Below are 19001 nucleotides of genomic sequence, written 5' to 3'. Positions count from 1 at the left end.
TCCGCACACGATAAACAACTGCGCGCATCACTCCACCCCCAATGCCCGCAACATGCCACGCGCCTTGGCACGGGTTTCGTCCAGCTCACGTTGCGGGTCGGAATCCATCACGATGCCGGCCCCGGTGCGAAAACGCAGCGTTGCGTCTGCCAGTTCGGCACTGCGGATCAGGATATTCAAATCCATCGCGCCATCGCGATTCAGCCAGCCCATCGCGCCGGTGTAGGCGCCGCGGCCCACGCCTTCCAACTCGGCGATGATCTGCATGCAGCGCACCTTCGGGCAGCCGGTAATGGTGCCGCCCGGGAACACCGCCGCAATCGCCTGGCCTGGCGTCACATCCGTGCGCAGTTGGCCGCGCACATTGCTGACGATGTGGTGCACATGCGCATAACTTTCCACCACCATCAACTCATCCACCTGCACGCTACCGACTGCGCACACACGGCCCAGATCATTGCGCTCCAAGTCGATCAACATCACATGTTCGGCGCGTTCTTTGGGGTGCCCGACCAATTCCTGGATGCGCTCGGCATCATCGTCGCCGGCAAAGCGCGGGCGGGTGCCGGCAATTGGGCGGGTTTGCGCAATGCCTTGCCGCACAGCTAGCAGGCGCTCGGGGGAGGCGCTGACCACACTGCCCCACGGGCTGCGGAAGATGCCGGCGAACGGAGCCGGATTGTGCGTGCGCAATTGCTGAAACAGCGCCGCCGGATCCAGCGCGGCAGCAAAGTGCGCTCGCCAACCGCGCGACAAATTGGCTTGAAACACATCGCCCTTGGCCAGATAGTCCAGCACCCGGATGACGCCATCGAGATACTGCTGCGCCGGATCTTCGTCGATGCAGGTGGGTGGCGACCATGCGGGCAATGGCGGCACGCTGCGGGCACGTTCGGTATCGTCCACGATGCGCTGCAGGACACCGTCGGCAGCGTGTTCTGCCAGTGCGATGCATGCGCCGCTGGCGCGATCCCGCAGCGCCGCCGCCGGGCATCGCAACGCCACTGCAATCGGCAGCGCACCATCGGCCTGTGGTAATTGCAACACCGGCTCGATCTGTTGCGCCAATTCATAGCCCAGCAGCAGCGCCCAGCCACCACGAAACGGCGGCATCTCGGCCGCCGCCGGCGCTTGTTCGCAGCGAATGCCGCGCCAGTGGGCGTCCAGCACATCCAGAAAATGGCCTGGGATGATCTCACCGGCCAGCGTGCGCACCATGCCATCACGATGCAGCGCGAAGCCTTCGCCACTGTGCGCCAGCAGCATGTCCCAACGCCCCAATGCACCACCGCTGGTGGATTCCAGTAGCACCGGGTAGCGCAATGGATCCAATCGATGCAGTGCCAGCAGGTCGATATCAGCGGAAAGCGTGTGCGTTTGCATCATCTCTAACCGCCATTCCCACGCCAAGGCAATCCAGTGATTGCTGCGAACGATAAAACTGGATTCCGGCCGGCGCGGGAATGACGAGCACGACTGCAAACGATCCGAAAATCATCACATCCGTTTGAACACCAAGGTGCCATTGGTGCCGCCAAAGCCAAAGCCGTTGGACACCACCACATCCACCTTGGCCTGCCGCGCCACGTTGGGCACATAGTCCAAATCGCAGCCTTCGCCGGGGGTTTCCAGGTTGATGGTGGGCGGGATGATGCCGGTTTGCAGCGCCTTGATCGCATAGATCGCTTCCACCCCACCCGCAGCACCCAGCAAGTGGCCGGTCATCGACTTGGTGGACGACACCATCACCTTGTGGGCGTGCTCGCCCAGTGCACGCTTGATCGCCAGCGTTTCCGCCAGATCGCCCAGCGGGGTGCTGGTGCCGTGCGCGTTGAGGTAGCCCACGTCCTCCGGGTTCACCCCGGCGTCGCGGAACGCCATCGCCATGCAGCGCGCCGGGCCTTCGCCGTTTTCGCTGGGCGCGGTCATGTGGAAGGCATCCGAGCTTGCACCAAAGCCGGCCAGCTCGCAGTAGATGCGCGCGCCGCGGGCCTTGGCGTGTTCGTATTCTTCCAGTACCAAAATGCCGGCACCATCACCCAATACAAAACCATCGCGGTCTTTGTCCCATGGCCGCGAAGCGCGGGTGGGATCGTCGTTGCGGGTGCTCATCGCCTTCATCGCGCAGAAGCCGCCCATCGCCGTGGGTGAGCTGCCGCGCTCGGCACCACCGGCAAACATCACATCGGCATCGCCGTACTGGATCATGCGCATTGCCATGCCAATCGAATGGTTGGCGGTGGCGCAGGCGGACACCGCAGAGAACGTAGGCCCCTTGATCCCGGTGGCCAGTGACAACTGACCCGGCATCATGTTGATGATGGTGGACGGAATATAGAACGGGCTGATTTTGCGCACCCCGCCCTCATGCAATTTGATCGCGGTTTCTTCGATACCCCAGATCCCGCCGATGCCCGCACCAATCAGCGCGCCGATGCGCTCGGCATTGGCCTCGGTGACCTCCAGGCCGGCATCGTCCTTGGCCATCAGCGAGGCGGCCATGCCGTAGTGCAGGAAGTGGTCCATTTTTTTGGCGTCTTTCGGGTTCACCCATTGGGTGATGTCGAAGCCGCGAATTTCACCCGCAATGCGGGTCGGATAGGTGGCGGCATCAAAGCCTTCGACCATGCTGATGCCGGAACGGCCGTTGCAGATACCATCCCAATTGCTGGCCAGATCCAACCCCAGCGGCGAGATGATGCCCATCCCGGTGACGACGACGCGGCGCTTCGACATGGTGACTCCTCGATCCATCATTCAACACGTTGGACATTCAATACGGCATAACACGCAGGGCCGCAGAAGCGGCCCCGGTGCAGCGGCAATCACGCACACAGCCAAGCCGCGAGGTGATTGCGCAGGTACCCCTTGCGGGGCAAGACTCACGCCTTGACGTGGGCCTTGATGTAGTCGATCGCGGCCTGCACGGTGCTGATCTTCTCGGCATCTTCGTCCGGGATTTCGCACTCGAACTCTTCTTCCAGCGCCATCACCAGCTCCACGGTGTCCAGCGAGTCCGCACCCAGATCGTCCACAAACGATGCGCTGGTGGTGACGTCTTCTTCCTTGACGCCCAGTTGTTCAATGACGATCTTCTTGACGCGTTCTTCGATGGTGCTCATGTCTGGTTGCTCCTCCCGGGAATCGGGTTCAGTGGACAAGTTTACGTGAAAGCCGTGCGCTGCAACATCGCCCGCCCGGCGTGAAAAACAAGGGCACGCCTCAAGGCATGTACATGCCGCCGTTGACGTGCAGGGTTTCGCCGGTGATGTAGCTGGCGCTGGGACTGGCAAGGAAGGCCACCGCATTGGCAATATCGGCCGGCTCGCCCAAGCGGCCCAGCGCGATCTGGCCCAGCATCGCGTCCTTGGCCGCATCCGGCAGGTCGGCGGTCATATCGGTGGCAATGAAACCGGGGGCCACCACATTCACGGTGATCCCGCGCGAGCCGATTTCCTTGGCCAACGATTTGGAAAACGCGATGATGCCGGCCTTGGCCGCGGCGTAGTTGGCCTGCCCGGCATTGCCGGTCAGCCCGATGACGGAGGCGATATTGATGATGCGGCCCTTGCGCGCCTTCATCATCCCGCGCAGCACGGCTTTGGAGGCACGGAACACGGAGGTCAGATTGGTATCGAGGATGACCTGCCAATCCTCATCTTTCATCCGCATCAACAAGTTGTCGCGGGTGATGCCGGCGTTGTTGACCAGAATGGAGATATTGCCAAATTCGCTGGATACCGCCTCCACCAACGCTTCGATTGCGCCCGCTTCATTGACGTTCAAACGGCGGCCGTGGCCACCCGCAGCAGCCAAGCGCTCGCCGATCGCTTGCGCGCCAGCATCCGATGTGGCGGTACCGATCACGGTTGCGCCCTGTGCGGCCAGCGTATAGGCAATCGCCGCACCGATCCCGCGCGATGCGCCGGTCACCAGGACTACTTCGCCCTGCAACAATCCATTCATGCGTTCCATTCCTCGATGGCGGCGGCAAAATCCGCCGGTGTGCCCAACGCACGCGCGTCAAGCGATTTGTCGATGCGCTTGATCAGGCCGGCCAGCACCTTGCCCGGCCCACATTCGCCGATGCGGTCAACGCCGCGTGCGGCCAATGCCTGCACGCAGCCATTCCACTGCACCGGCAGATACAACTGGCGCACCAGCGCGTCGCGGATCGCGTCCACACTGGCATGTGCCTGGGCATCCACGTTTTGCACCACCGGCAGCGCCGGCACGTTCCAATCCAGGCCGACCATGGTCTGCGCCAAGCGGTTCGCCGCTTCGCGCATCAAGGGCGTGTGTGAGGGCACACTGACCGCCAACTTGACGGCCTTGCGCACGCCGCGTTCAACCAACAGCGCCAGCGCACGATCCACCGCCGCCGCATCGCCACCAATCACGATCTGGCCCGGCGAGTTGTAATTGGCGGGCACCACCACTTGTGCACCCGAAGCCTCCATGCACACGGCTTCCACCAGTGCATCGTCCGCACCCAACACGGCCGCCATTGCCCCCACCCCAGCCGGGGCAGCGTCCTGCATCAATTGCCCGCGAATGCGCACCAAATGTGCGCCGTCTTTCAACGACAGCGCACCGGCTGCCACCAGAGCCGTGTATTCCCCCAGGCTATGTCCCGCCAGCACGGCAGGCGTTGCGCCACCCTGCTGCTGCCACAAGCGCCACACCGCAATGCCCGCCGCCAACAATGCCGGCTGGGTATATTCGGTGCGGCCCAGCATTTCTTCCGGCCCCGCCTGCGAGAGCGCCCACAAATCCACGCCAGCGCCGTCCGAAGCTTCTTCGAAGGCTGCCTTGATCGACGGATGCAATTCCGACAGTTCGGCCAACATGCCGATTGACTGGGAGCCCTGGCCGGGAAACACCAAGGCGAGTGCGTGGGGTTGATTGGCTGCGTTCACGCGATGAAAACCATACTGAAAAGACGCAGGCCAACGGCCCGCAGTGGGCCGAGCATGATACGAGCAAACACTCTAGGTTGTCTGTACTTGGGCGTATGGAAGAGGCTCAATACCGGCACCCAGCCTCGGACTTGGCTGGCCCCTGACCCCGTTCACGGCCACCAAGCCGCCGCCGGATCAGTAGCGGATCAGCGCCGAACCCCAGGCAAACCCGCCACCGAAGGCCTCCAGCAGGATCAACTGCCCGCGCTGCACCTTGCCCGAGCGCACGGCTTCGTCCAGTGCCAACGGCACCGAGCCGGATGAGGTGTTGCCGTGCTTGTCGACGGTGATGATGACGCGCTCCATCGACATATCCAGCCGCTTGGCGGTAGCTTCGATAATGCGCAGGTTGGCTTGATGCGGCACCAGCCAGTCCAGTGCGGTCTTGTCCAACCCATTGGCCACTAGGGCTTCATCGACCACCGCATCCAGCGCCTTCACCGCATACTTGAAGACGTCGTTGCCAGCCATCATCACGCGCACACCGGCATTGGGCTCGTCCGGCTTGAAGCCGGCCGATACCCCCACCGGATTCCACAGCAAGTCTTTTTTGCCGCCATCGGCGTGCATATGCGTGCTGAGGATGCCGGTACTGTCGTCGGCCTTCAGCACCACTGCGCCGGCACCGTCGCCAAACAACACACAGGTGTTGCGATCATTCCAGTCCAGCATCCGGGTCAGGGTTTCCGCGCCAATGACCAACGCGGTCCTGGATGCGCCGCTACGGATGAATTTATCCGCCACGGTCAGCGCATAGACAAAGCCAGAGCAAGCGGCATTGACATCGAAGGCCGGGCAGCCGGCCACACCCAACTTGCGCTGGATGATGGTGGCAGTGGAGGGGAAAATCAGATCCGGCGTGGTGGTGCCGACCACAATCAGGTCAATTTCGTCCGCCGAAACGCCTGCCGCTTCCAGTGCGCGCAGCGCCGCTTGGTAACCGAGATCGGAGGTCAGCTCGCCTGCGGCCGCGATATGCCGCTGGCGGATGCCGGTACGGCTGACGATCCACTCATCGCTGGTATCCACGCCACGCTTGACCAGGTCTTCATTGGTCAATATCTGCTGCGGCAGATAGCTGCCGGTACCGGCGATGCGGGCGAAGATGCGGTTATCGGTATGAATCATGTGTTTGCAAACTCCACGATCAAGTCTGGCAAGTACCAGTCAGCAAGATCGGTAAGGGTAGCCGATCTGGGCTCAAGTCCGGATTGATCTGGCCGGAGCGATGGCGCTACGTAAAATGGCACGCGTCAAAACGCCAATGGCCGCGCTTTGTGGCGCGGCCTGACGTCATGCGTGGCAATGGCATTGTGCTCGAAGACCCCGCGATCACGACATGCGACCGAAGGATCAACGCCTCGAAGATCACTCTTCGTCAGCAACCTTGCTCTTCGGTGCGATGACCTGCTTGCCGCGGTAGTAACCGTCAGCAGTGACGTGGTGACGCAGGTGGGTCTCGCCGCTGGTCGGGTCGGTAGCCAACTGCTTGGCAGACAGGGCGTCATGCGCACGACGCATGCCACGACGGGACGGAGAAACGCGGGACTTCTGAACGGCCATGGGAACAACTCCAAAAGATTATTGCAGCAACACTCAACGCGACATTGTCGCACTTATTTTGTCTTCAGGCCCGCCAGCCCCGCGAACGGGCTGGCCTTGGCCACTTCCTCGGCAGTTGGCGCAAATTCGCGCGTCACCGCTTCGGCTTCGGGCGACACCGGCACTACCGGCAACGCCAGAATCAACTCATCTTCCACCAGCTCAGCCGGATGCAGCATGCCGTCAGCAGGCACCAGCAAGGCTTCGTAATCCGGCGGCAAGGCCGCTTCATCGGCCTCGTCGCGGATCAAACCCAAGCGCTGCTGCAATCGCACCGGCAGCACGAATCGCTGCAAACTGCGCTGGCATTCCAACGGCAACTCGGCTTCGATTTGCAGCTGGGCAAACGGCACCCGCAACGCATCAGTGCCGAACCCCAACACATAGCGAACTTCGCCCTCGCCATCCAGCAAGCTTCCGCGCAGCCGAGTCATCGCCCGCAACGGAATGCGCCCCGCGAACTCGCATGATGCAGCGACCATGCGCCAAGCATCCAAGCTCTCCGGAACCTGACTGGTCAACTGGTTCGACATAAGCCGAAAAATACTACAGAGTGCCACGCCCACTGTCAAATTACACCTGCCCCCAAATCCATAGGGCACCAACCCGGCATTCTGCTTGGGAATTGCGCCATATTCGGTGCTCGCGCAGACTGCACAAATGAAAATTGCATCGTTACTCATTCTTGCAGTACTCGCCGCTGGCGGCCTGTGGCTGGCGCTGCGTCAGCGTCGCGACAGCCTGCATCGCCAGCGCGTCATTTCGCAATTACTGGATGCCGCGGATGCGCTGGAAGCCAGGTTGCGCGCGGTGCGCAGCGAAATCGAAGCAATTGCCGGTGACCACGTAAACCCGGTGCGTTCCGCCATGCAGGACTTGCTGCAACAGCGGCTGTGGTTACAAGACAACGCGCAACGGGCCAGCCTTGCGCAGCTGGAGGATGTACGCCGGAGTCTAGACAGTGCTAGCGCCAGCCTGGACGCTCAGCTGCAGAAAATCGAACAGGCGCGCGCAGGTCAACTGCCGTGACCTTGCTTATTCTGGCATCGACATCGGTGTATCGCCGCGAATTGCTGAACCGCCTGCAGCTACCGTTTGCGGTGGTCCGCCCGGAGGTAGATGAATCCGCGCTTCCCGGTGAGGCGCCGCAAGCCCTGGCGATTCGCCTGGCTGCCACCAAAGCCCGGGGGGTCGCTGACCTACATATCGGGGCAGACTGCTGGGTGCTGGGTTCGGACCAAGTCGCCGAATGCGAAGGTCGCGCCTTGGGCAAGCCCGGCACCCGCGCTGCCGCGATCGCCCAGCTCACCACCATGTCGGGGCGCCTGGTGCGGTTTCACACGGCACTGTGCCTGGCGCATCCGGATGGCCGTCAATGGGCCGATCGAGATGAGACATGCGTGCAATTTCGTGCGCTGAGTCGCGCTGAAATCGAGCGCTACGTCGACACCGAGCAGCCGCTGGAATGCGCGGGCAGCTTCAAATCCGAAGGCCTGGGGATTGCGCTGTTCGATGCCATCGACAATCGCGACCCCACTGCACTGATCGGATTGCCGCTGATCGCCACGGCGCGCTTGCTGCGCCAGGCCGGCTTCAACCTGCCTTGAGCCGGATTCCCACAGGTTACTGCAACACAAACAGCCAGTATTGCTTGCTACCACCGTCCACCTGCAACACCTGCGGTGCTGGCAGCGGCCCGAGCTGTTTTTGCAACTTGTCCTGATAGATGCGGTCGCTGTCAAAGCCCGCATGCGACGGGCTGGCAACCAGCAGCCAGGGGCCAGGCCCCAAAGCATCGCGTGATGCGTGCAACAAATTCCACAATGACAACTGCACCGCACGACCATGCTTTTCGTTCAACGGATGCGCCAGCACCGGCAGATTGGCATCGCCCAAGGCAAAGCCCATCTCCGCGCCGATCTTGAAATCTCCCGCCAACACGCGCGCACCCGCAGGCAAGCGCGCTTGCTGCGTGCGGATTGCATCGGCCAGCACATCCCACCCAGCAAAATTCCCCAATTGCACCCCGCGCAGTGCCGCCAACGTGCGCCACTGCGGTACGCTGGCTACGGCAAAAAAACCTAGTGCCGCCAGCAAGCCCATTGCCGTCACCGCCAGTGTGATGTGACGCAGTATGCGTCCGCTATTCATCAGCGATAACGCGGCCAGTGGCAACAAGGCCACGAACCCCGGCACCGGCCAATGAAAGCTGACCCGTTGTTGGTCGGTAAAAAAACCCAGCAGGAAAAATCCAAGCACAATGGCCATGCCGCTGATCGCCAAATAGCGTGCCGCAGTGCGCGTATCGCGCAACCCACGCACTGCGACGCCCGCCATCACCAACAACAGTACTGGAGTGGTCGGCAGCCACTGCAGCAGACCCAGTTCAAAGCCGCCCCGGCTAAGTACCCACGGGTGGCGGTCTACCAGCTGAAACTTCAGGCCGGCATCTGCGTTGTGCAGGTTCCACCACAGCAGCGGCAGCCATGCCAATGCACCCACCCCAATCGCGGCCCATAGCCGCGGGGAGCGTAATGCTCGGCGCCCTTCGCACAGCACCAACAGCGTCACCAACCCCACCAGGATCACCGCTGCAAACCGATAGTGGGTCAATCCGCCAATCGCCAGCCCCAATGCCAGCTCAGCGGTGGCCAGCGTATCCACCCTGTGCAACACCCGCAGACCTGCATCCAGGCACAGTACGCTGGCAAACAACAGCGGCACATCCGGCAACGCCAGCACCCCCAGGCTGCCGGCTAACGGCATCAGCACACACAAACTTCCGGCCCACCAACCTGCACGCGCACCCAATTCGCGCGCACTCATCCGCACCATCACCCACGGAATGGCCGCGCCCAGCAGCAAAAACGGCAACCGCAGCGCCAGGGCACTGCCCGCGACAAGTGCATGACCCAGCCACGCCAGCCATGCCGTCAGTCCCGGCAAATCCGAATACGCCCATGCCAGATGCTGCCCTTCCTGCCAGTAGAACGCTTCATCGACAAACAGTGGCAGGCGCATTGCCAACACTACTTTCAGCAGTGTCAGCACCAGCCACAGGATGATGAACCCGCGTTTTGCGGAATCCACTTGCTGCACATCCCGCATTCGCATCCCACCCCGCTACACTGATTCAAAATTCATCGAGGCCGCCATGTCTGCATCCACAGCGACGCAACCTGCCACACAACCCGCGATGCTACCCGATGCACTGCATGAGGCCTTGCGCGATGCGCAAGCGCAGGTCAACAGCATGGTGCTGGGCAAGCCGCAACAAGTACGGCTGGCTTTCGTGGCGCTGCTGGCGGATGGACATTTATTGATCGAAGACCTGCCCGGGCTGGGCAAAACCACCTTGGCGCACGCGATGGCGGCGACCTTGGGTCTTGGGTTTTCGCGCGTGCAATTCACCTCGGATTTGTTGCCCGCCGACATCCTGGGCGTGTCGATTTACGAAGCACAGACCCGCAATTTCGAGTTTCACCCAGGCCCGGTGTTTGCGCATGTCTTGCTGGCCGATGAAATCAACCGCGCACCGCCCCGCACGCAAAGCGCCCTGCTGGAAGCGATGGCCGAACATCAAGTGACGGTGGATGGCCAAACCCGCGCCCTGCCCAATCCGTTTCTGGTGATCGCCACCCAGAATCCGGTGGATTTGTCGGGTACCTATCCACTGCCGGATTCGCAACTCGATCGCTTCCTGCTGCGGCTCAGCCTGGGTTATCCCGATGATGTCGCCGAGCGCGCCCTGCTGGCCGGACGTGACCGCCGCGAGCTGATCGCGCAGGTCAGTCCATTGCTGGATGCCCAGCACATCTTGGCTCTACGGCAAGCCGTGCAAGCGATCCACGCCAGCGATGCCCTGCTGGACTACCTGCAAGCCTTGCTGGCACGCAGCCGCAAACACCCGGGCGTGCGGGTAGGCCTGTCGCCCCGCGCCGGGTTGGCGCTGCTGCGGGCGGCGCGCGCGCACGCACTGCTGCTGGGGCGTGAGCATGTACTGCCAGAGGACGTGCAAGCACTGTTTCCGGCGGTGGCAGAACATCGCCTCGTCACCGAAGCCGAGGCCACTCCCACCGCACTGGCCAAACAGATCCTGCACGCGGTAGCGGTGGATTGACGATGCTGGCGAACATGCGCCGGCGCTTGCAGGCGTGGATGCGGCCACGCGGGCCGGAAGCGCTGCCGGTACAACTGGATCGCCATCGCATCTACGTGTTGCCCACCGCCAGTGGGCTGTTCTTCGCACTTTTGTTGGGCACCATGCTGTTGGGTGCACTCAACTTCAACAATAACCCTGCCTTGTTACTGGCATTGCTGCTGGCTGGCACCACACTGGCCAGCTTGATCGCCGCGCACCTGCAATTGTCCGGGTTGCGCATCGAGGCGATTTCGGCCGAACCTTGCAGTGTCGGCGACAACCTGCAATTGCGCATTGCATTGATGGCGAGTGATACCCGCGTACGCCGCGGTTTGCGGCTTGCACTAGACGCTGCAATCACGCATACCCGCGTGGATGCACATGGCTGCACCGCGCTTTTGCATGTCCCCACCCGGCGTCGTGGCTTGCTGGCGCTTTCACGCATCGAACTGCGCACCGTGCAACCGCTCGGACTGGCGCGTGCATGGGGCTATGTATGGCCCGCACAAAGCGTATTGGTATATCCCGCAGCAGAAACACAAGCCCCGCCCCTACCCTTCGCCAGCGGTGGCCAGAGCCAACCACAATTGGCACGTACGGGCGAAGATCCACACCATTTGCGCAGTTATCGCCAAGGTGATCCACCCCGTGCCGTGGCGTGGAAAGCGTCGGCCCGCCGCGACACGCTACTGGTGCGCGAATACGAATTGCCCCGCGGCGGCGAGTTGACATTGGACTGGCAGCACACCCAAGGCCTGCCGTATGAACAGCGCATCCGCCGCCTGGCACGCTGGGTGGACGATGCCGAACGCGCCGGGCAACGCTATGCCCTGCATCTGCCGGCAACACCCAGGATTGATTTTGGGCATGGGGCACAGCATCGCCACTTGTGCCTGCGTGCACTCGCGCTGATGCCCGATGAGGCACGGCATGGCTAAGCGCATCCACTCGCCGGCCATGACCACCCACGCCCGCAAACATGTGCTGCTGGCGGCAGCCGCGTGTTTGCTGCCTCTGTTGCTGCAATTGCCGATGTCACTCGGTATTGGCTATGGGCTGGGCGCGCTGGCAGTGGCCGCCGCATCGAAGCGAAAACCACTGCCTCTGCTGTTGCGTTTGCTGCTGGGCGGAACCGCCTTGCTCGCGGTATTGGCGGTAGCACCGGGGATTGGCCGCGACAGTGCCTGTGCCGTGTTAGCTGCGATGTTGGCGTTGAAGCCGGCAGAAACCGTAAGTCTGCGCGATGGTCGCAGCCTGGTCGGGTTTGCCCTGTTTGGCCCGTTCGCCACCTTCCTGCTGGATCAAGGTCCGGTCAGCCTGCTGCTGGCACTGGCAGCGGTGCTGCTAGCGCTGCTGGCACTGCAGCGTTTGGCAATGGATGAAGGGCAAGCCATGCCAGACCAGGGCGATGCAGGCCAAGGACATGACGCGGCTCATGCAACCAATTGGCAACGCCAAGCCGTATTCAATGTATTGCACCTGTTCGCATTGGGCCTGCCGCTGGCACTGGCCGCGTTCTGGCTGTTTCCTCGCCTGCCCACGCCGCTGTGGGGACTACCCGAGCGCAGTGTTGCCAAGCCCGGCCTGTCCGACAGCATGACCCCGGGCGGCATGATCGACATGCTGCTGGACGATAGCCCCGCTGCACGCGTGCAGTTTTTTGGCCCCGCCCCACGTCCGGATCAGATGTATTGGCGCGGCCCGGTGCTATGGGATTTCGATGGTCGCACGTGGCATCAGGCCATGGCCCTGCAAGGCTTCAGCCCCGCACCGATGCAAGCCGGCGGCCCACGTTGGGATTACCAAATTGAATTGGAGCCCAGTGAAAACCGGCAGCTGATTGCACTGGATGTCCCCACCCAATTACCCGAAGGGGCCCGCATCAGTCTGGATTACACCCCGTGGGCAGAGTCACCGCAGTACAACGTCTCGCGTTGGCGCATGCAGTCGCAACCGGTAGCCGCACTTGAAGCGGATCTGCCAGATCCCTTGCGCATGCGCGCCCTGCTGCTGCCGCAAGGCTATAACCCACGTACTGTTGCACTGGGCAAGCAGTGGCGGCGCGAAGCCGGCAGCGACAGCCAAGGTCGCAGCGATGCGGCAATTGCCGAGCGGGCGCTGGCGATGATCAGGCGCGAATTTACCTACACCCTCAACGTACCGCTGACCGGGCGCAATGAAATTGATGACTTTTTATTCGACCGCAAGGCAGGTTATTGCGAGCATTTCAGTTCCTCATTCGTGGTGTTGATGCGTGCTGCCGGCATCCCGGCGCGCGTTGTCACCGGCTATAGCGGCGCTTATCGCAACCCGATCGGAAATTATTGGCTGGTACGCAAATCCGATGCCCATGCATGGAGTGAAATCTGGTTGCCCAAGCGCGGTTGGGTCCGCGTGGATCCCACCGCTGCCGTCGCCCCCGAGCGCGTACACGATACCCTGGCGGACCGCCGCCCAGGACAGTTTGGCAATTTCAGCGGGCTGGTACCGGTGTTCAATGCCGGCGATTGGCTACGCCGGGGCTGGAATGATTTTGTATTGGGCTTCAATGCCCAGCGCCAGCGTGACCTGCTCAAACCACTCGGCATCGATGCACTGCAACCGCGTGATCTGGTGGCACTGTTTGCATTGATCGCAGGCCTTGCCGTGCTGTGGATGAGCTGGCTGATTGCGCGTGGCGAGCGCCAACGCGACCCACTGCTGCGTGCGTGGCATGCGCTGGAGGCGCGCTATCGAAAACTGGGCCATGGCCGCGCAGTACATGAGCCTGCGCAAGTGTGGGCCGCCAGAGTAGCCGCCGATCAGCCCGCTGCGGGTGAGCACCTCGGCATACTGGCACGCCGGGTATCGAATGCACGTTACGCCAGTGCGGATGAGCGTGGCGCATTGACCCGGCTGCTGCGCGATTTACGCCGGCATCGGCCTTGATTTCAGGGCGTGCCAAACCGCCCCAATGGCGCGCCTGCCAATAGATGCAGGTGGATTTGGAACACGGTCTGGCCAGCATCGCCATTGCAATTCATCACGATGCGGTAGCCATCGTCGGCAAAGCCCTGCGCCTTGGCGTAGCGAGCCGCTGCGGTGGCCAAGCGGCCAATCACCAGCGCGCTGTCTTCGGGCACATCATTGAGTGTGGCAAAGGTTTGCTTGGGCACGAATAACACATGCACCGGTGCCTGCGGTGCAATGTCGCGAAACGCGACCATATGCGCATCTTCATACACGATGTCGGCCGGGATTTCCCGATGGATGATCTTGTGAAAAATGGTGTCGCCCATTGCGCAACCTCCGCGGTCATTTGTCAGATGGAATTTCGATACGGCTGCCGAACGCATGCTGCAAGGTGCCGCGGTCCACATATTCCAATTCGCCGCCCAACGGCACGCCATGCGCCAAGCGGCTGGGGTGCACGCCACGCGCACGCGCCAACTGCGCCAGATAATGCGCCGTGGCCTCGCCTTCCACGGTGGGATTGGTGGCCACGATGAGTTCGCGCACCTCGCCTTCCTGCAGGCGCTGCGCAAGTTGATCCAAGCCCAACTCATGTGGACCAATGCCATCGAGCGGGCTCAACCGACCTTGCAACACAAAATACAAGCCGCGAAAGCCCGTGGCCTGCTCGATTGCCAACCGATCTGCCGGGGTTTCCACCACGCACAGTAGCTGTGCATCACGCGCACCACTGGCGCAGGTGGCGCACACGTCGGTTTCGCTGAAGTCGCGGCATCGCGTGCAATGGCGAATCTGCTCCATCGCCTGCAGCAAGGCATCGGACAACCGTTTGCCGCCATCGCGCTGACGCTCCAGCAAATGGTAGGCCATCCGCTGGGCGGATTTTTGACCCACCCCCGGCAGTACCCGCAGGGCGTCGATCAATTGCTCAAGCAACGCAGCCATCAGAACGGCAATTTGAAGCCTGGCGGCAATTGCATGCCCGCGGTCGCTCCGGCCATCTTTTCCTGCGATGCCAGATTGATCTTGTTCACCGCATCATTGAACGCTGCGGCAATCAAATCCTCGGCCATTTCCGGGTCACTCAAGGCTGCCGGATCAATGCGCACCTTGCGACAATCCATGCGCCCCCCCAAGGTCACGCTGACCATCCCGCCACCCGCATTGCCGGTAGCTTCCAGCGCGGCGACTTGTTCCTGCGCACGCTGCATGTTTTCTTGCATCTGCTGGGCCTGCTGCATCAGCTGGGCGATATTTCCACGCATAGTGCTGTCTTCCGTTATGCAAAAATAAAAATGGGTCAGAGAGTGTCCAACGGACGGATCGAATCCTGCACGATCTGCGCACCATGCTGCTGCACCAGCCGTTGAATGCCAGGGTCCGAAGCAAAGCCGCTTTCCGCATCGGCTTGACGGACATCACGCTCACGCGCATTGCGCACGGTTGCGGTTTCGCCACGCCCCTGCCCAATCTCAAAGCGTACCTGCACCGCCCCCCCCAGCTGTTGTCCGATGGCATCGCTCAGTTGCAGCACCAGGTTCGCCGACTTCAGGTGCTCCTGTTCGGGTGCCAACGCCAAATGCAACACGCCATCGGCATGTGCCACGAACGCAGCATTATCGGCCAGCAGCTTGGGGGCGCCTTTCAGGCCACTGCGCATCACCAGTTCCAGCCAATGTTCACTATCCGTCACCAACAAAGTACTGCTGGCTTGGCGCGACGGTCCAGGCACAGGTGCCGGCTCACTCAGGCTCGCAGGTACAACCGCCGGCGGCTTCACTGGCTCTGCCGCAGTAACAGGCGCTTCGGCCATTGCCGCACGGGCGCGGGCCGCCGCCTCTAGCCGCGCTTGTGGCAACGCACTGATAGGTGGTGCCATGGGTGTGGCCGCACGCGGCGCAGCAGTTTGCGCGGGTGCATCAGGCCGAAACGCCAGCATCCGCAGCAAAGTCATTTCAAACCCACTGCGCGGACTGGGGGCATAGCCCAAATCACGGCGACCGTTCAGCGCCATCTGGTACCACAACTGCACCAGTTCGGGGCGCAACTGCGCCGCCAGCGCCTCCACATCAATTGCGTCTTGCCCCACATCCACAGCCGGCACCAATTGCTTGACCTGTACTCGATGCAAGGCCGCCGACAGCGCATCCAGTAGGCTGGCCCAATCTGGCGAAAACTCCGCCAAGTGCCCCGCTTCCTGCATAAGACGCGCACCATCAGACTCGGCCAGCGCCATCAGCAGGGATTGAATCCTGCTGCGGTCTACCGTGCCCAGCATCGTCGCTACAGCAGCGCTATCCAGCTTGCCTCCCGTATAGGCAATGGCTTGATCGAGCAGCGACAACCCGTCACGCAAACTGCCATCGGCTGCCTTGGCCAACTGCAGCACCGCATCGGCTTCGCTGTCGATGCCTTCCGCCGCAAGAATTTTATTGATCTGGCCGCCAATCTGCGCTTCATCCAAACGCTTCAAATTGAACTGCAAGCAGCGGCTGAGCACCGTCACCAACAATTTTTCCGGGTCAGTGGTGGCGAACAGGAATTTGACGTGCTCGGGCGGCTCTTCCAATGTCTTCAGCAATGCATTGAAGGCCTGCTTGGACAGCATGTGCACTTCGTCGATCAGATACACCTTGTACTTGCCGCGGCTGGGCATGTACTGCGCGTTTTCGATCAACTCGCGCACGTTGTCCACGCCAGTATTGGACGCGGCATCGATCTCCAGCAGGTCGATGTAACGACCGGCATCAATCGCCTGGCAGGTCTCGCATTCACCACACGGATCAGACGAGGTGCCGCGCTCGCAATTGAGCGATTTGGCGAAAATGCGCGCAATCGTGGTTTTGCCCACCCCGCGCGTACCGGTGAACAAGAATGCGTGGTGAACACGGCCGGTTTCCAGCGCGTTGGTCAGCGCACGGACCACATGCTCTTGCCCGACCAATTCGGCAAAACGCTTGGGACGCCACTTGCGGGCAAGCACGAGATAAGACATGCCGGCATTGTGGCATGAGCCGGGCAACCCCCGCCGCAGTTCCACGGAATTTGTTGTGGAGTGGCCCACACCCCGCTAGAATGGGCGGTTCCGGAGAGGTGTCCGAGTGGTTGAAGGAGCACGCCTGGAAAGTGTGTAAGCGTCTAAACCGCGCTTCGGGGGTTCGAATCCCCCTCTCTCCGCCAGATCATAACTACGCCCCTTGCGGGGCGTTTTTATTGTGCGGAGATGCAAACCCACCGCGGCTTCTCACCCGCTCTTCCCGTCACTTGACCCAAGTCAGCCCAGCCAACTTGGCGGCCGGGGCGTGAAAACGTACAATTTCAGTACCGATTCCCCCGCTACGCCCCGCCGCCATGCTTCGCGTCACCCGGCTCACTGATTACGCCACCGTTGTACTGACTGTGCTTGCTGCGCGGCCGGACGTGGTGTTGAGTGCACCGGAGTTGGCCGAACGCGCCGGTCTGGAGCCGCCCACCGTGGCCAAGGTACTCAAACCACTGGCCGCCGCCGGGCTGGTGTCGGGCTTTCGCGGTGCCAATGGCGGCTACCGGTTGGCACGTCCGGCCGAGGCCATCAGCCTGATTGCGATTGTCGAGGCGATGGAAGGCCCGCTGGGGATGACCGAATGCAGCATCTCCGGCGGCCAATGCGGCATCGAACACAGCTGCGGCGTACGCGCCAACTGGCGCCGTATCAACGACGTGGTGGCCGACGCCCTGCGCGGCATCTCGCTGGCGCAGATGCTGGCGCCACCGCAACCCCCTGTGCGCGGGCAGATGACTGCCCAGCTGGCGCAGGCTTGAGGATTTCCGATGACCGAAGCACAAAACGCGCAAATTCATGAACAGCTTGGGCGCAAATACGATGCCGGTTTCATTACCGATATCGAAACCGACTCGCTGCCGCCGGGGCTGTCGGAAGACATCATCCGTGCGCTTTCCGCAAAAAAGCATGAGCCGGAATGGATGACGCAGTGGCGGCTGTCTGCGTACCGCCACTTTCTGACGATGAAGCAACCGGATTGGGCCAAGCTCAAACTGGGGCCGATCGACTTGCAGGCGCTGAGCTACTACAGCGCGCCCAAGGGCCCGAAGTACAAGTCGCTGGACGAGGTGCCGAAGGAATTGCTGGACACCTACGACAAGCTGGGCGTGCCGCTGCACGAGCGCGCCAAGCTGGCCGGGGTGGCGGTGGACGCGGTATTCGACTCGGTCAGCGTCGGCACCACCTTCAAGAAGGAACTGGCCGCAGTCGGGGTGATCTTCACCTCGATGAGCGACGCCATCCTCAACCACCCGGAGCTGGTGAAGAAGTACCTCGGCACCGTGGTGCCGGTGGGCGACAACTACTTCGCCGCGCTCAACTCGGCGGTGTTCTCCGACGGCAGCTTCGTGTTCATCCCCAAGGGCGTGCGCTGCCCGATGGAACTGTCCACCTACTTCCGCATCAACGCCGGCCACACCGGCCAGTTCGAGCGCACCCTGATCATCTGCGAGGACAAGGGCCACGTGTCCTACCTCGAGGGCTGCACCGCGCCGATGCGCGACGAGAACCAGCTGCACGCCGCGGTGGTGGAGCTGGTGGCGCTGGACGACGCCGAGATCAAGTATTCGACGGTGCAGAACTGGTACCCCGGCGACGAGAACGGCGTCGGCGGCATCTACAACTTCGTCACCAAGCGCGCCGAATGCCGCGGCGCGCGCAGCAAGGTGACCTGGACGCAGGTGGAGACCGGCAGTGCGATCACCTGGAAGTACCCCAGCTGCGTGCTGACCGGCGACGACTCGGTGGGCGAGTTCCACTCGGTCGCGCTGACCCACCACTACCAGCAGGCCGACACCGGCACCAAGATGATCCACATCGGCAAGCGCACCAAGTCGAAGATCGTCAGCAAGGGCATCAGCGCCGGGCGCGGCCAGAACACCTACCGCGGCCTGGTCAAGGTGGCCGCCGGCGCCGACGGTGCGCGCAACCACACCCAGTGCGATTCCCTGCTGATCGGCAAGACCTGCGGCGCGCACACCTTCCCCTACATCGAGGTGAAGAACCCCAGCGCCACGGTGGAACACGAGGCCACGACCTCGAAAATTTCGGACGACCAGCTGTTCTATTGCCGCAGTCGCGGCATTGACCAGGAAAACGCGGTATCGATGATCGTGGATGGTTTCTGCAAACAAGTCTTCCGCGAATTGCCGATGGAGTTTGCAGTCGAGGCCAAGAAACTGCTGGACGTCACGTTGGAAGGGGCCGTTGGCTGATGTCGCCACAGGCCCACTCGGACATCTGCACACAAGAACACACTGGAAACAACCATGCTGAAAATTGAAAACCTCCATGCCACCGTTGC

The 19001-nt window shown here is 62.1% G+C and carries 20 protein-coding genes and 1 tRNA gene; 8 read left to right on the top strand and 13 right to left on the bottom strand.

Going from position 1 to position 19001, the window contains the following annotated elements; genetic code table 11:
* Positions 1 to 27: 27 nt before the first annotated feature.
* From QWB57_RS03690 to QWB57_RS03655, 8 genes are all read right to left on the bottom strand, one after another.
* Positions 28 to 1386: an aminodeoxychorismate synthase component I gene (locus tag QWB57_RS03690; RefSeq protein WP_288968370.1), complete on the bottom strand. Its 1359-nt coding sequence runs from the start codon at positions 1384 to 1386 to the stop codon at positions 28 to 30.
* 111 nt (positions 1387 to 1497) lie between these two features.
* A complete protein-coding gene (fabF, locus tag QWB57_RS03685) occupies positions 1498 to 2736 on the bottom strand; it encodes a beta-ketoacyl-ACP synthase II (RefSeq protein WP_223628014.1) in 1239 nt (412 codons plus the stop codon).
* Between the two features lie 146 nt (positions 2737 to 2882).
* The gene (acpP, locus tag QWB57_RS03680) at positions 2883 to 3122 is read right to left on the bottom strand and encodes an acyl carrier protein (protein WP_223628012.1); all 240 of its coding nucleotides are present in this window, start codon (positions 3120 to 3122) and stop codon (positions 2883 to 2885) included.
* Between the two features lie 100 nt (positions 3123 to 3222).
* Positions 3223 to 3966, bottom strand: a complete 744-nt coding sequence (gene fabG / locus QWB57_RS03675; protein WP_223628010.1) for a 3-oxoacyl-ACP reductase FabG — start codon at positions 3964 to 3966, stop codon at positions 3223 to 3225.
* Complete coding sequence (fabD, locus tag QWB57_RS03670; RefSeq protein WP_223628009.1) at positions 3963 to 4919, bottom strand: ACP S-malonyltransferase; 957 nt, start codon at positions 4917 to 4919, stop codon at positions 3963 to 3965. Before fabD ends, fabG begins: the two co-directional genes overlap by 4 nt.
* 177 nt (positions 4920 to 5096) lie before the next feature.
* Positions 5097 to 6089: a beta-ketoacyl-ACP synthase III gene (locus QWB57_RS03665; protein ID WP_223628006.1), complete on the bottom strand. Its 993-nt coding sequence runs from the start codon at positions 6087 to 6089 to the stop codon at positions 5097 to 5099.
* 240 nt (positions 6090 to 6329) lie between these two features.
* Positions 6330 to 6524, bottom strand: coding sequence for a 50S ribosomal protein L32 (gene rpmF, locus QWB57_RS03660; protein WP_223628004.1), 195 nt, complete (start codon positions 6522 to 6524; stop codon positions 6330 to 6332).
* 53 nt (positions 6525 to 6577) lie between these two features.
* Positions 6578 to 7084, bottom strand: a complete 507-nt coding sequence (locus tag QWB57_RS03655) for a YceD family protein (RefSeq protein ID WP_223628724.1) — start codon at positions 7082 to 7084, stop codon at positions 6578 to 6580.
* 139 nt (positions 7085 to 7223) lie between these two features.
* On the opposite strand from QWB57_RS03655, the gene QWB57_RS03650 reads away from it, so the two are divergent.
* Both QWB57_RS03650 and QWB57_RS03645 read left to right on the top strand, forming a co-directional pair.
* The gene (locus QWB57_RS03650; protein ID WP_223628002.1) at positions 7224 to 7592 is read left to right on the top strand and encodes a hypothetical protein; all 369 of its coding nucleotides are present in this window, start codon (positions 7224 to 7226) and stop codon (positions 7590 to 7592) included.
* The gene (locus QWB57_RS03645) at positions 7589 to 8170 is read left to right on the top strand and encodes a nucleoside triphosphate pyrophosphatase (protein ID WP_223628000.1); all 582 of its coding nucleotides are present in this window, start codon (positions 7589 to 7591) and stop codon (positions 8168 to 8170) included. Before QWB57_RS03650 ends, QWB57_RS03645 begins: the two co-directional genes overlap by 4 nt.
* 16 nt (positions 8171 to 8186) lie before the next feature.
* On the opposite strand, the gene QWB57_RS03640 is transcribed toward QWB57_RS03645, so the two are convergent.
* Positions 8187 to 9671: a glycosyltransferase family 39 protein gene (locus tag QWB57_RS03640; RefSeq protein WP_223627997.1), complete on the bottom strand. Its 1485-nt coding sequence runs from the start codon at positions 9669 to 9671 to the stop codon at positions 8187 to 8189.
* A gap of 46 nt (positions 9672 to 9717) precedes the next feature.
* On the opposite strand from QWB57_RS03640, the gene QWB57_RS03635 reads away from it, so the two are divergent.
* Genes QWB57_RS03635 through QWB57_RS03625 form a run of 3 tightly spaced genes read left to right on the top strand, consistent with a single transcriptional unit; the run spans position 9718 to position 13632 of the window.
* A complete protein-coding gene (locus QWB57_RS03635; RefSeq protein WP_223627995.1) occupies positions 9718 to 10683 on the top strand; it encodes an AAA family ATPase in 966 nt (321 codons plus the stop codon).
* Between the two features lie 2 nt (positions 10684 to 10685).
* Positions 10686 to 11642 (top strand): DUF58 domain-containing protein, encoded by a 957-nt coding sequence (locus tag QWB57_RS03630; RefSeq protein ID WP_223627993.1) that lies wholly within the window; start codon positions 10686 to 10688, stop codon positions 11640 to 11642.
* The gene (locus QWB57_RS03625; protein ID WP_223627990.1) at positions 11635 to 13632 is read left to right on the top strand and encodes a DUF3488 and transglutaminase-like domain-containing protein; all 1998 of its coding nucleotides are present in this window, start codon (positions 11635 to 11637) and stop codon (positions 13630 to 13632) included. The genes QWB57_RS03630 and QWB57_RS03625 overlap by 8 nt, the downstream gene beginning before the upstream one ends.
* 2 nt (positions 13633 to 13634) lie before the next feature.
* Here QWB57_RS03625 and QWB57_RS03620 read toward each other — a convergent pair whose 3' ends face one another.
* From QWB57_RS03620 to dnaX, 4 genes are read right to left on the bottom strand one after another with little or no spacing between them, the layout of a single operon-like run.
* Positions 13635 to 13982: a histidine triad nucleotide-binding protein gene (locus tag QWB57_RS03620; protein ID WP_223627988.1), complete on the bottom strand. Its 348-nt coding sequence runs from the start codon at positions 13980 to 13982 to the stop codon at positions 13635 to 13637.
* 16 nt (positions 13983 to 13998) lie between these two features.
* Entirely contained in the window at positions 13999 to 14604 is a 606-nt protein-coding gene (recR, locus tag QWB57_RS03615) for a recombination mediator RecR (RefSeq protein ID WP_223628719.1), read from the bottom strand.
* Positions 14601 to 14921 (bottom strand): YbaB/EbfC family nucleoid-associated protein, encoded by a 321-nt coding sequence (locus QWB57_RS03610; RefSeq protein ID WP_223627986.1) that lies wholly within the window; start codon positions 14919 to 14921, stop codon positions 14601 to 14603. Before QWB57_RS03610 ends, recR begins: the two co-directional genes overlap by 4 nt.
* A 35-nt stretch (positions 14922 to 14956) precedes the next feature.
* Complete coding sequence (gene dnaX, locus QWB57_RS03605) at positions 14957 to 16651, bottom strand: DNA polymerase III subunit gamma/tau (RefSeq protein ID WP_288968357.1); 1695 nt, start codon at positions 16649 to 16651, stop codon at positions 14957 to 14959.
* Positions 16652 to 16743: 92 nt separating this feature from the next.
* Between dnaX and QWB57_RS03600 the strand changes: the two genes are divergently transcribed.
* The 3 genes from QWB57_RS03600 to sufB all read left to right on the top strand — a co-directional run bounded on the left by QWB57_RS03600 (position 16744) and on the right by sufB (position 18912).
* Positions 16744 to 16836, top strand: a tRNA-Ser gene (locus QWB57_RS03600).
* A gap of 171 nt (positions 16837 to 17007) precedes the next feature.
* On the top strand, positions 17008 to 17457 hold the full coding sequence (locus tag QWB57_RS03595) for an SUF system Fe-S cluster assembly regulator (protein ID WP_223627983.1): 450 nt from the start codon (positions 17008 to 17010) through the stop codon (positions 17455 to 17457).
* Positions 17458 to 17466: 9 nt separating this feature from the next.
* Positions 17467 to 18912, top strand: a complete 1446-nt coding sequence (gene sufB, locus QWB57_RS03590) for a Fe-S cluster assembly protein SufB (protein WP_288968355.1) — start codon at positions 17467 to 17469, stop codon at positions 18910 to 18912.
* Positions 18913 to 19001 lie beyond the last annotated feature (89 nt).

The sequence above is a fragment of the uncultured Thermomonas sp. genome, from assembly GCF_937872235.1.
GTDB lineage: Bacteria > Pseudomonadota > Gammaproteobacteria > Xanthomonadales > Xanthomonadaceae > Thermomonas > Thermomonas beijingensis.
Note: the sequence above shows the minus strand (reverse complement) of the source record. Positions and strands in the feature narration are given on the sequence as shown.